The sequence below is a fragment of the Exiguobacterium aurantiacum genome, assembly GCF_001766415.1.
Taxonomy (GTDB): Bacteria; Bacillota; Bacilli; order Exiguobacteriales; family Exiguobacteriaceae; genus Exiguobacterium; species Exiguobacterium aurantiacum_A.
In genome coordinates this window covers 43,921-56,486 of record NZ_MKXO01000006.1, presented here as the reverse complement: position 1 = coordinate 56,486, position 12,566 = coordinate 43,921, and the positions used below count along the sequence as shown (strand labels likewise).

11 protein-coding genes are annotated in these 12,566 nt (G+C 49.1%); 3 read left to right on the top strand and 8 right to left on the bottom strand.

Annotation, left to right across the window (positions count from 1 at the left end; all coding sequences use genetic code 11):
• Positions 1 to 39: 39 nt before the first annotated feature.
• Positions 40 to 267: a hypothetical protein gene (locus BJU60_RS11705; protein WP_070329031.1), complete on the top strand. Its 228-nt coding sequence runs from the start codon at positions 40 to 42 to the stop codon at positions 265 to 267.
• On the top strand, positions 267 to 482 hold the full coding sequence (locus BJU60_RS11700; RefSeq protein ID WP_070329030.1) for a hypothetical protein: 216 nt from the start codon (positions 267 to 269) through the stop codon (positions 480 to 482). Before BJU60_RS11705 ends, BJU60_RS11700 begins: the two co-directional genes overlap by 1 nt.
• 41 nt (positions 483 to 523) lie before the next feature.
• Here the strand turns inward: BJU60_RS11700 and BJU60_RS11695 are convergent, their stop codons facing one another.
• Positions 524 to 994, bottom strand: a complete 471-nt coding sequence (locus BJU60_RS11695; protein ID WP_070329029.1) for a hypothetical protein — start codon at positions 992 to 994, stop codon at positions 524 to 526.
• 72 nt (positions 995 to 1,066) lie between these two features.
• Between BJU60_RS11695 and BJU60_RS11690 the strand changes: the two genes are divergently transcribed.
• Positions 1,067 to 1,495, top strand: a complete 429-nt coding sequence (locus BJU60_RS11690) for a DUF4279 domain-containing protein (protein WP_035386765.1) — start codon at positions 1,067 to 1,069, stop codon at positions 1,493 to 1,495.
• 214 nt (positions 1,496 to 1,709) lie between these two features.
• Here the strand turns inward: BJU60_RS11690 and BJU60_RS11685 are convergent, their stop codons facing one another.
• The 7 genes from BJU60_RS11685 to BJU60_RS11650 all read right to left on the bottom strand — a co-directional run bounded on the left by BJU60_RS11685 (position 1,710) and on the right by BJU60_RS11650 (position 12,324).
• Entirely contained in the window at positions 1,710 to 1,922 is a 213-nt protein-coding gene (locus BJU60_RS11685) for a hypothetical protein (RefSeq protein WP_035386766.1), read from the bottom strand.
• A gap of 429 nt (positions 1,923 to 2,351) precedes the next feature.
• Complete coding sequence (locus BJU60_RS11675) at positions 2,352 to 2,660, bottom strand: nucleotide pyrophosphohydrolase (protein ID WP_070329028.1); 309 nt, start codon at positions 2,658 to 2,660, stop codon at positions 2,352 to 2,354.
• Positions 2,657 to 4,321, bottom strand: coding sequence for a DUF2075 domain-containing protein (locus BJU60_RS11670; RefSeq protein WP_070329027.1), 1,665 nt, complete (start codon positions 4,319 to 4,321; stop codon positions 2,657 to 2,659). The genes BJU60_RS11675 and BJU60_RS11670 overlap by 4 nt, the downstream gene beginning before the upstream one ends.
• Positions 4,318 to 5,607 carry a TIGR02679 family protein gene (locus tag BJU60_RS11665; protein ID WP_070329026.1) on the bottom strand — a complete coding sequence of 430 codons (1,290 nt, stop codon included), beginning with the start codon at positions 5,605 to 5,607 and terminating at the stop codon, positions 4,318 to 4,320. The genes BJU60_RS11670 and BJU60_RS11665 overlap by 4 nt, the downstream gene beginning before the upstream one ends.
• Positions 5,604 to 9,698, bottom strand: a complete 4,095-nt coding sequence (locus BJU60_RS11660) for a TIGR02680 family protein (protein WP_070329025.1) — start codon at positions 9,696 to 9,698, stop codon at positions 5,604 to 5,606. Before BJU60_RS11660 ends, BJU60_RS11665 begins: the two co-directional genes overlap by 4 nt.
• Entirely contained in the window at positions 9,695 to 10,852 is a 1,158-nt protein-coding gene (locus BJU60_RS11655; RefSeq protein WP_070329024.1) for a TIGR02678 family protein, read from the bottom strand. The genes BJU60_RS11660 and BJU60_RS11655 overlap by 4 nt, the downstream gene beginning before the upstream one ends.
• Entirely contained in the window at positions 10,849 to 12,324 is a 1,476-nt protein-coding gene (locus tag BJU60_RS11650) for a TIGR02677 family protein (RefSeq protein ID WP_070329023.1), read from the bottom strand. The genes BJU60_RS11655 and BJU60_RS11650 overlap by 4 nt, the downstream gene beginning before the upstream one ends.
• Between the last annotated feature and the right edge of the window lie 242 nt (positions 12,325 to 12,566).

The window sequence follows — 12,566 nt, the reverse complement described above, 5'->3', positions numbered from 1 at the left end:
TATACTTATTTAGGATTACTTCGGTAAGGAGGGAACAGAATGGATTTCTTGCTCATGTCACTATTTAGTTTATTGGCGATGATTGTCCCACTCGCGTTAATCATCACCGTCATCGTGTTGATTGTTCGTTTTATCGGTCGTTATGAAAAACGAGCTGACACGCGACTCGATCTGGAGCGTCAAGCCGCAGCTCATCAGCAACAACAGTTCGACGTTTTAGTGGAACGTCTCGAACGAATCGAAGAAAAGATGGAGGCACGCCCTTAATGTCGACATCATTCACAATTTGGACGAAACGTCTCGTCATCACAGCCATCATCGGCGGTGTGGTGCTATTTTCGACGATTGCCTGCCAACGCGTATTTAACATGTCGGAGATCAATCTGCTGGTCGATAAGGCAGACGAACAACAGCTCAGCTATGAGTTAATCATCCATAACCCGCTCACGAACGCCTACAGCTTCACGATCGTTCAGGATTAAAGCGAAAGGGAGTAGCGCGCGCTACTCCCTTTTGATTGCTTTCATTTCGGAAAGAAACCGACTTTTCCGCGTTCATAGACTTTATGCGTCACGTGTTCCGGGTCGATGGTGGCAAGCTTTTGATCAATTTTAGAAGAAGCCATCCACGCAAATAGGTTGAACGCCACAACGAGAATTAAAATATTTGCTTGTTCCGAACGTAACAGCAACGTCACAATCAATACACAAAAGATCACAATCATGGCCATACCGCTCCAATATTCATACCAGACGAGTCGCCGATAGTCGGGAGCATCGTTGAACGGGAGCATCGTCTTCGTTCGTGCCCGTATTTTGACGAACGAGACGACCGGAATGAACAAGACGAACCAAATTAGTTCGGCGAGTCGACGCTCGCCTGTAAACCAAAAGATAAGACCTAGTAGGACAATGAACAATCCAAGAAGAAGTGCTTGGCGGGTGGAACGTTTCCCCGCTTCATATAAATGATCAAAACGTTCGCGTTGAGTCATGTTGATATTCCTTTCTTTCGATTACTTCCTTTATACTCAAATAGACTGTCATACAAAGAAAAGAGGCTGTACATGATTCCTGCACAAACTGAAGTTTTGGTCTATTTCCGACTGCTAGCCGAGGATTTCTCAATCGAAGACGTGACACATCGGCTAGGACTCATTCCTACAGAAACCTTCAAACGAGGTGAGAAAGGCTATTCTTCTCGTCCTCGCGAACATACATCGTGGTCACTTGGTACAGGATATCAGCCTTCGTTTGATGTGAACCATCAGCTTCAACACATCATTACGCAACTTCGTGGAAAAGAAACAATTTTAGATGACATCTATAACACATATGACGACCTGCAAGCGCGATTCATCATCGTGATTATGATTGAAGAAGGACAAACACCTGCGCTTTCCTTTGATTTAGACACGATTCAATTCGCCCATCGGATTCGGGCCGAGTTTGACATCGATTTGTATGCGAATCCGTATCAAGATGAGGGTTGTTAGATCTCACCTGACTAACATTCATTTGTTTAATGACACTTTCTGTTCTTGTCTCGCTAACAGAATCTGAAACCCGCACAGTAGCAGCGGGACAATCATACGTGACAAAGGAAGTCCCACGATTGGCACGAATAAACCAATTATCCCGTGAAGGATAGCGAGCCCGTACCACATTTTGGCTCGTGCATTCATTCAATTGGTCTCCTTTTGATTTGGCTCATACAACTTTACTATGTTCATCCGCAATTTTTTTCATTTGTTTCCACTGCACAAACGCATTCGCAAACCAAATGACGGTCAATAACGGAAACATGATAAACATCCAAGTCGTGCTCTCCACCTGGAGAAACGGCATGAGCAGTAAAAGCCCGATATTTAATAGACCTGCCCCGAGATATAGAAAAAATAGACGTTGATGCTTTGTTCTCATTGTGAGTTCTCCCCCTTCTCTTCACAACCACTAATCAAAAATGGAATCTTTAAGTTCGCAAGTTTCATTAAGAAATCAGATTCGAACTCTAGTTTCATATCACCGTAATAGACGACACCTAAATCTATATAGATATCATCGGCTCCACAAGAACGAAGGGTATCAATATGTTCCGTAAGAGTGTTTATCATCCACAAAAAGTCCTATATAGGGATTTTCCATTTGCTGAAATTCAAGTGGCGGTTCAAATGACGCATGATCGACCGGAGCGATCCGTTTTCCTATGCGCTCAATCTCCCCGACTTCCGTTTGTTTATAAAATTGAATACCTGTTTTTTTCTGATGCGATGCGGGGAGAGAAATGCGCTCCGATTAAATGGCAAAGAATCATAAATCAATCGGATGGGGTATTCACTTCGAGTTCCTCACTCATTTTTGCGGACTCGGATACTTCACCGCATTCTTCACGAGCTTGTCCTCAATCGCCTGCGACACGTCAATCCCTGCCGCGTGAGCGAACGTCAACGCATAAATTAAAACGTCTGCGAGCTCTTCCCCCATCTCGACTTTCTTCGTCTCGAGCGCTTCTTCACTCGACACCCATTGAAACAGCTCCAACAGTTCGCTCGCCTCGAGTGATAGCGATAACGCCAAGTCTTTCGGGTTATGATGAAACGCCCAATCGCGCTCGTCTCGGAATTCGATCACTTTGTCCATCAGTCGTTGTATTTCGTTCATGTTTGTACCTTCTCTCTTTGAATATGTAACAGTTTCTGTCGCAACGCTTCATCGCTTGCATACAAATAAAGCCCTTGAACGCCTCGCTTCATCAAAATGTTAATCGAGTTCAAGACGATTTGTTCTTTCGCCAATTCAACGTTGTCGATGCCGTCAATTCCGGCATATGCTCCTGTATCTTTATAAAAATTCGTGTCGATCACCAGGCAATCTTCCGTATGATCGTATGTTACCGACGGACCTAAAACGACCCCGACATAGTTCAAATCAAAGCCTTGAATCGTATAAATCGATCCAGCCTCGGCAAGCGTCTCCGACTTCTCAGCCCACGTCGTTTTACCGCCTGTCGTGTTCCAAGGCAACTTGTACTCCCCGTTCGACTCATAGACGTAATAGGTGTCGCCGTCCTTCTTATGAAGATAATCAAACGTCGACACGACCCGGCTGAGTCCATGCTCCTTATCTCTTCGCATGATCACCTGGTGCATTTCTTCTAACGTTTCAAAGATGCGCAACTCATAGCTTGTCGACTGAGGGAACGCCTTTATGCGCTTATCTTTGAAGGCGTTGATCCATTCGATGACATCCTCGCCCGCCTGCATCCGGAATTGGTTCGTCAGCTGATATGTCTCCGCATGCTTCGCTTTCTGTTTGAATGACTCGAGTAAACCTTGATTCCACTTGCTTTTCAATTTCAACACTTGATGCTGGTCGAAAATGACGATGACGACTTTCGCTACCTTCATCAATTCTTCGAGATGGTTATCCGCACGAAAGTTGTTGTACGCATCCGATTTCGTCAACAAAAGGTGCGCCTCATCGACTAAAATGATGTCCACCTTTTTGTCTTGTAACTTGTTGAGGAGTGGTGTCGGTTTGACAAAATTGACAGCCTTTAAGTGTTTGACTTGTTTGGCAATCCCTTTATACGTCTTAAGCATCTCTTCGTGATTGACGACCAGATAGTTCTCCGTCTGATACAGCTTCGAACCCGCCTCATTCGTCCGTGCCTGAATGGTATTGAAGATGGAACTGAGCACGACACTCTTGCCGACGCCCGCCTCTCCTTCAATGACGTATAAGTCTCCATATGTATCATCAGGCTTCGACTCTGTAATCCGTGCCTCACAAAATTCGAGCACGCGCTCTTTTAAGTCTATCTGCTCAACAGATAGTTCTTTGAAGGGAGACAATTTGAAGATGTCTTTGTTCTCGATGGCGTGCAGGTCGTTTTCGACGAGCCCATTCTTATGTAGCTCTCCCCATAACTCAGGAAACAACTCATTGTCATAGAACGATTTATTGTAATAGTTGTGCGTGAAGTCGCTCGCCGTCTTGCTTTTGTTTTGTAACGTGTACTTCTCGTCCCCTAAAAAGTAGTTGATCAACTTCGTCTCGAGATGGAACGTCGCTGACCGATTGAACGTCTCGTGCTTGACGAGATTGATTTGGTCCACATTCTTGCGTTCTGCCTGCTTCAGCTTCAAATGTTGCTTCATCCGTTTTTGGAAATGCACCGTTTCCCCGATGTACGCTTCTTTTTGTCCGTTCAGGATGTAAATGACCGGATAGTTCAAATAGTCTGCGGTTCGATTGATTGTATTTAAACTATGCTGTTCAAATGCTAAAGGAATGACTTCAATCGTGTTCAAGCTCTTCACCTACAGTTTTTCAGTATTTTTTCTGCCGCTATACTTCTCACCATCGTTTCCATCAACGCCTCCTGATACCCCGCTCTCCTTCTCACTTTCATCTCTTCCACCACGTCTTCCAACTCAACAGCGGTCACCCGAGTCAACTTCACCAATCGCTCTGCTGACATTTCAACACTCGGCTCGGACGCCACATAACTCTCCAAGTCCATGCACCAGTAATCCAACTTATCCCCGTAACGTTCTTTCAACCGTACCGCCATCTGCAGTCCTTCCGGATCAAAATCTCCGGCATACTTCAACTGGCAACCTGAAGAGACAAGTGCGTCCAACAACCGATAGGCCGCGAGTTTGAACTGTCCGTGGGTACAAACGAGCGGGGCATTCGGCACGTCATCGAGTAAACTTGAGAACACTCCTGAGTTCTCAACAATCCACACCGTTTTCCCATGACTTGGATAAATCCGGTCAACGTTCAACAACTCCCGCATCGGTACGTTCAAGACACTGTGGGTCGCTCGTGCCCCTTGCCACATCGCATGTTCTACACCCTTACTGTCGGCCGATAAATTTGCACACGACACATAGTTCGTGATGTCGTCCCGAAGTAGGTTGTACTCAAGCAACAGTTCGTTCACCCGCTCCGTGTCGCTCGGTGGCGGACCACCTTGCCCACGTTTGACGTGCAGTGCGTGAATCAACAATCGCCCTAAATCGTTTGTCCGGTCGAACGCATGCGGATTTCCGACGATGCGTTGCCCAAACACCGGCAGCCGCTCATAATCGAGCGGCAACCCGTCTAGTGCTTGCGTCAGCTGTCTACAGGACACCTCGAACTCCTCCGATCCAAGCATCCGGTTGATCCAATGCGTATCGGCTGACTTTTGTTCGATGTGGGTGAACCAATAGCCAAGCTGCGGGTACGTCAGCGCGAGCTCACGAAAACGTTCCGCTCGCTGTCCTTCGAGTTGGACAAGCGCTTCTTGTTTCGTTACGAGCGTCTCCCCGAAATACGCCTCGAGTAACTCGAGTAACGTCACCCCTTCAAACTTTGTCGTCTGCAGTTTTTTCTCGAACGCTCGAAGCGTCACCGTTTTCTTCAACCGGATCGTCGCAACGTCGTCTCCGAAGAAACGGGCGATCGCGTAGAGTTCATCATCTTTAAACGATTGAACCGAAACCGATCCACCTATTTTCCCGAGCGAGGCATACTTGTTTCGAAACTGTTCAAACAGACGCAAGAATCCTGTCGATGTTTTAAAATAGTGTGCGGCTTCTTCGACTAGCATCTTCATTGGAGTGTCTCTTCTCTCGCGTGCCGTTTCTCCCCGTCCCAAACGTAATGGAGGACGGTGACATAGTCCGCGTTTTTCGGGCGCAACAGCTCACAAATCGACAGCGACGAAATCGTATCGTAATCGCCCCACAGAATTTGGGAGTTCATGATGTAATCGAAGCCGAGCTGCTCGACAATCTCGAACATCTCGCGGATGTTGTTCTCGTCGACCCCGGCGAACGCCTCGTCGAGCGAAATGATATACGGCGCTGTATCAGCCGCCTCTTGATAACGCGAGTAACACGCTGTGAAGAGAGGGATGTACATCGCCATCGCTTTCTCCCCGCCGCTGAACTTAAAGAAGTTGTTATTTGTTAGTTCACGCTTTGGTTCATTCGTCCGCTCGAAGTACAATACGAACGAGAACCATTTCCGATAATCGAGCACTTCACGAAGCACTTGCAGGAGCGTCTGTCCATCCCCGTCTTCTTTGATCATCTGCTTCGCTTTAATCAGTTTCGACCGGAAATGGGTCGTGATCCGCTCGAAGTCCTCGTCTTTCAACAGCTTCGCATCTTGTTTCAAAATATGGACCAAATCTTTCGTGTCGAGTTCTTCCTCACTCTCTGCCGTACGTGGCCGCCATTTGATTGAGAACGTAAGGCCTGACGACGTGTTCCGACTCTCCATCAACGCATTCATTTTCTCAGTCCATTGTTCGGCGCGGCGAATACGAGAGCGGAGCTTCGTCCCGACTGATTTGAAGAGGATTTCTTCATACAGTTCTTTATCGCTCTCATTCAAGATGCTCTCTTGGCGTGCGAACTCTTCCTCGACCGTTCGTTTGACCGCTTGCGGGCTTGCCTGCTGACCACGTAAGTCGAGCGAGATGATACGACGTGTCGTCTTCTGTTGCCATATCTCGACTTCTCGTCTGAACCGGTCGTCGACGCCCTGCATCCACGCTTCAAGCGGTAGCTCTTCGGTGAAGTTTCGCATCCGATATTCCATCAAATCATTTTGTTGGTCGATGAACGCTTTCGATAAAAGTTCGTCGGCTTTTGATGCGCTACTCGTAAGTCGTTTCCTGTATACCGCTTCAATCGTTTGGGACAACACTTCGGGATCATCCCCGTCCACGTCGAGTGAGACGATTCCTCGTTTCCACTCCGCTTTTAGGGCCGTGTCCCATGCTTGCCGCATCTGTTTTGACAGCGTATGGCTATGACTCTTAGCGTCTAGCTTGGTCGCATCCGCCTCAAGTTGTGTTTCTCGAGTCGTGACGAGCTTCCACGATCTACTCAATTCAGATTCAATTCTTGCCAACTCCGCTTGAACAGCTTGACTTTGTTGATGGATGTCGTCAGCGTCCTCTTGTTTCAGCTGTTCTTCAATTTTCGCGATATTTTTTCGAACTCGTTCCATCCCGTCCTCGAGCTCGTTCAGTGTACCCATCAGTTCGATGATGTCTTCCTCTGCTTCCTCGATGGTCGTTTCAATCGTTACGAGCCGTTTGTTCGACGCGACCGCATTGTCGTGCTCCCGATGCGTCTCGAGTAATAAATCTTTATAATTCACCATCGCCCGCTTCGCTTGCTCAAACACGGATTGCGTCTTTTCTAGTTCGAACGGCTCGGCCAATGTATATACTTCACGCTTCAACACGTTGAAACGCTCACTCGTCTGTTTCAACATGTCTTCAATCTGCCGGCAACGTCGCTCCAGGCTCTCGATCTCAAATCCGACCTTTTGAATCTCTTGATGGCTCATCCGCAGATCGCGGTCGGACGGAAACACGTTCCATGCCGCGTCGGCCAATTCGATTTGTTGGCACAACCCCGCTTGCTCACCACGTAACGTCACGCGCTCGAGTTGAAGTTGTTCAATCTCATGCGTTAACTGTTCAATCTTCTCGTCTCGATAACGTTTCCGGGCAACACGTCCGAGGAAACGGACGTGTTCAACCGGCACTGCATGTCCTTTCAATTGTCCGAGTCGATACGTCCCGTCTTCTCGGATCGACGTTTCACTGTCGCCAATGAGGACGCTGCGGAGCACGTCGTCGATTCGGTCTGAAGCAATACCTGTATCGCCCGGACTCGGCTTCAAATAATCGGCTAACGTGTGTGCCATCATCTGTGGCGCCGGTAACAGGACCCGGTCGTATGTGACATCCGCCTCGGTGATTAGGGCGTCTAACATCCCGCTGTCAATCAACGCCGCTTCGATCCGTTTTTGAATGTCTACATCCACTCCGTCCACGAACTCGACGAGCGCATATAACGGTGCGAAGACGACGCCGTCGGCCCGCATCTGGTCACGGTATGCTTTCGTCATCGGATTGATGGCTGGTTCGGGATCAGTCTTCGCTTTCCATTCAGAAAGCGTCGTCTCGACGGCTTGAATGTTCGTATTGATCGCCTGTTCGGCCGCTTTCTTCAAAGCAACTTTTTCGCGCAGTCGGTTCTGATAACGGACCACATGTGGTTGAACGAGACGCAACACATCCTCATACGTCGACGGGTCATAGTCGTTTCGAAGCGTGCGCTCGATGTGCCCGACCGTCTCTCTTTCGACGTCAAATTCGGGATGTTCCTCGGTCCAGCTGTACACGTCTGCGAGATGACGCTCGATGTCTTGATCGAACGTCTTTTTCCAATCATTCTGTTCGTGCTTTTTCTGATCACGCGCTTGTTGCTCGTCGGCGAGTTGCTTGTTTTCCGTTTGGAGCTTCTGCTTCGTCTCTTCGAGCGCCCGCATCCCTTCTGCTACTTTGCTGAGGCGGTCCGTATGTTCGACCACTTCTTGTTTCCACGTCAGGAAGTCGAAGTCTTGATTCAAGCGTCGATAGTCGGAGACGTTCAACTCATGACGGTCGAACGCCGCCTGTTCCGCGTCGTACTCCATATCCTCGATCAGTCCGTCAATTGCTTGACGCGTGGCGCGATGGACCAACTGTTCTTCGTCTTGGCGCTGTTTCGTATCATGGATTTTTTGAGCGGTCTTCGTTCGCCGCTCGTCTTGACGTTGATAATCAGCCGTGATGCGCTGTAACGTCTTCCCTTCTTTCTTCAACTCGTCTTCTAAGTTCCAAACTTTGTGGGACGCCAAACGTTGACGCTGACGTTCGGCCGTCGCTTTGTCTTGCTCGAGTTGTTGAATCGATTGTTGCAACGTCTCAACCTCACGCGCCCTTGACGCTTGGAGTTCACGTAACTCGTGGAGTTCTTGTGTTTCTGTCGTCTCTCGTTCGGTCGCGATCCGGTACTCGACGGCGAGGTCGGCCACGTGACGCTCGTTATACGCATCGTACGTTCGACTCAACTTCTGCAATGCGATGAGCTCACGTTCGAGCTGCTCGAGTTGTTGCTTCGTCTGGTCCATCTGTTCGATCGTGTCGGACAAGTGGCGTAAGTCATCATCTGACAACGGTGGCAACGCCGCCTCGAGAATCTCGTAGATGACGGTCGGCCGGAAGTCTTTTGACAGTTTCGGGCTTCGCAACTGGATGAGCAGCTTGATCAACTCTTCATAGGCGTCGATCGACTCAAAGCCGAAGACGTGTTTGTTGACGAGTTGCATATAGTCACCTTGCGTCGTCACGACTTTTCCGCCTTCCCCGATAACCCGTTCGAGTTCGACCCGCGAGTACGGGATCTTACTCGTCTGCGTCCCTTGGCGGTCGAGTTTATACAACTCGATGTCGATGTTGATGCGGCGATTGTCCGTGATGACAAACCCCCAGAATTTGAGTGGCTTCCCACGCTTTGCTTGGAGCCCGATCCCTGTCGTCACGTATTGATTCGTCTCGGCTTTCTTGTATTCGATGAACAAGTAGCCCGTCCGCTCTTCCCGGTCGACGACTTCTTTTTCACCGAGTAAGTAGTCTTCCATCTTGCGCGCTCTCGAACCGAACGGGTCGAGCCGGTCCGGTGACTTCTTCCCGTCGAGTAACACGGGCAGGAAGCTCTGCATCGTCACGGATTTCCCTGACCCGTTACTGCCTCGAAGCAACAACTTCCCATCCGAGAAATCGAACGTCTCTTCTGTGTAATACCAAAAATTGAGCAAGCCTGCCCGATTCATTTGCCAGCGATTTTGCGCCCTCATTTGTTCGCCAACTCCTCTACGAATTTTTCTGGATAATACCCGACGGTGCGACCGAACCCGGACTGGATGACAAGGATCCCTGAATCGGTCTCCACGTATCCGAACTCCCATTCACGTAGGAGCGAAACGAGTTCTGCTGCTACTTTTTCCGGTGTGTCTTCCCGGTACTGTTTCGCCCAGCCCGGTCCCCACTCAAGCTGGACCGCCTCAACGATTCGTTCAAATTCAAGCAACGTGATCCGGATCTCGCCCATCTCATTGATCGGTAGTTCACGTTTCCTGATATGGTCTGCCACATGCAAGGCGGCACCCGTGATCCCTTTTTGGTTTGGGAACAACGTGTAGCGTTGTTTTTGCTCGGACAAGACGAGCATGGCCGCATTTTTGAATACTTCTAACCGGAATGGGGTGAACTTCTCGAACTCTTCCCCGAGCCGATTCCTGAAATTACGGATATAGGCAAAGTCCGGATCGTCTTTCGACTCCCGGTACACGATCGGAGAGAACATGAGCTTGCGGTACACTCGTTTCCGGCGCTCATCTTCTTTTTGACGACTCCACTCACTCGTTAAGATGTCTTGAATCGTCTCGTAGTTGAACAAGTCATCTGGATAAGACCGCATGAAGTAGCGTGCGTGGACGCTCACTTCATACAACACTTCTTCCGTCTCGCTCGTCGCGAACAAGTCGACATCCCCATCGACCGCTCGAATCAACTTCAGCTCATCGAGTTGTTTGAGCGCGCGGACGAGTGATTTGCGATGACGGTAGTTCGTCCAGTCGAGAGGCAAGTCGCCCGGGTACATCTCTTGAACGTCCTCCGTGATATGGGACAGCAAGAACTGCTCATCGACCGACTTGCTCTCCGTAAATGCTAGCGCACAACAGAAAATGGCGTAATCCATCGGTTCGGTGAACGCCTGGATGCCCATCCATGGCTTCGGGTCGACCGGGAGCTTCTCGAGTTTGATGAAATGTTGATGCACAATCAAATCGAAGCCGAACTTCTCTGTCACGTAGCGTTTCAACTGATGTTCACGTTCACGGATTTTTTGGTAGACGAGCGGTTGCTCCGCCCGAAGCACCCAAAACTGTTCGAATAGAATCCCAAGTGCCTCAAGCATCCGTTCATCTACTTTTGTTTCCCCACTCATGACGTCACCTCCTCGTCGATAAAGTGATACTCTACGTTCGGCATCTCAAGTGATCCGTCGGTCGCCCGCAGGATGACACGCTCTTCCTCGAGCGTCACGCGCACGCGGCGGCCATACTCCGTTTTGACGACCCGATCTTCCCGTACCATCGCTTTACCGAGCCACGACAATAACAGCTTCCGCACGTGCGGCTCGATGACCGGGAGCGCTTTGATCGAGATGACGCCCGCTTCGATGTAATGTTCGATCGCTTCTTTCTCTTCTTCGAGTTGCTTCAAGTGGAGTTGGCGCATCTCCGCAATCTTCTCAGACCGGTCGATGATGGCCCCGGCTTTCGTCGATTCTTTATATTTCGTCGTCCGTGGTTTTGTCTCGTGCTGCATCGGCGCCTCGTCCCACACGTCGACGTACATGTCGTCGGTCGGGACTTCTTCTCCGTACAAGTGCCGGGTGTGGAACACGCCGAACACGACAGAAGACAGCTCATGGGCCATTTCAATCGTCTCGATCCCATCGAACCACTTTGCCAAATGTTCGTAATCACGGCGCCGGCTCCGGAACTGTTGATGCCGTTCGCTCATTCGTTGGACAATCCGGGTGATCCGTCGGATGGCTTCGTTCGTCCGTTCCTGTAGACGTTCAAACTCACTCTCGCCATGCGTCGTTCCAAGGAACCACGCTCTCAAGTTACGCCATTTTTCGACTAAGTCGATCATCGGGTCCATGTCGTCTTCTTCGAACCGGAACGCCTGATGTTGGTGTCGGACGACTTGTTGGAAGAACGGTTCGAGCCGCTTCGTCGTAAGCGACGTTAGCAAGTCTTGAATTTGCATCGCCGTCCGCTGCAAGGCGATGATGAAGTCGCGTAAATACGTCGTGAATCGGTCCTTATAGACGAGGAACGCTTCCGTCTTCATCTTGTCGACGACTTTCTCACTATGGATGTAGGCGATATAGTCCGACGTGTTTTGCGTGATTTGGCGGAAGTAGAGCATTGCGTCTTCCCAAAGCTGGGCGCATTCAGCGTCGGACTGTCCGTTTGCTTTCTCGATGGCGTCGAGGACGTGATAGAGCCGCTCGAACTGCGTCTTCTCAAGTGAGCCGCCGAAACTGTCACCGAGTTGTTCGAGCTGGATCATCATCCGCTCGAATTCGACCGTGTACGGCGTGCATTGATAACGGAAACTTTTCTTTTTGTATTCTTCAATCGTCTTTGCCTTCCGGTGCTCTTGGCTCGCGATCAAGTTGCCCCATTTGACGAGCGACTCCAAATCCTGATGCAATCCGTCCATCGTGTATTCTTGAAATTCTATGTACTGACTTAAATACTCATAAATCTCTTCCGGATATAAAAATTCACGCATCCGTTCATGTTGGATGTAGAAGTAGCGCAGGATTGGGCGATAGCTCCACGCCTTCTCCGCCGTCAAATACGTCGCTTCTTTAATCTTCTTTTGCAGTCCTAGTTGCATGCGGTTGCTCCTCTCAGCTTTTCTCCATGATTAAGCATAATACAGATCCATGAGAGCGGAAATAGACAATTCCTATTTTTGGAAGAGGATGAACAATTTTGTGTTAGGTCAAATTTAATGGAATCAAAATCCTTAGTAAATAAGTAATATTGTTTCTACTCATTTTTATGAGAGAATCAAATCAATAGGTTCATCTTTCTTATGTTATGCCAAAAAGTAATAAGGTCTTTGGAGAATAGACG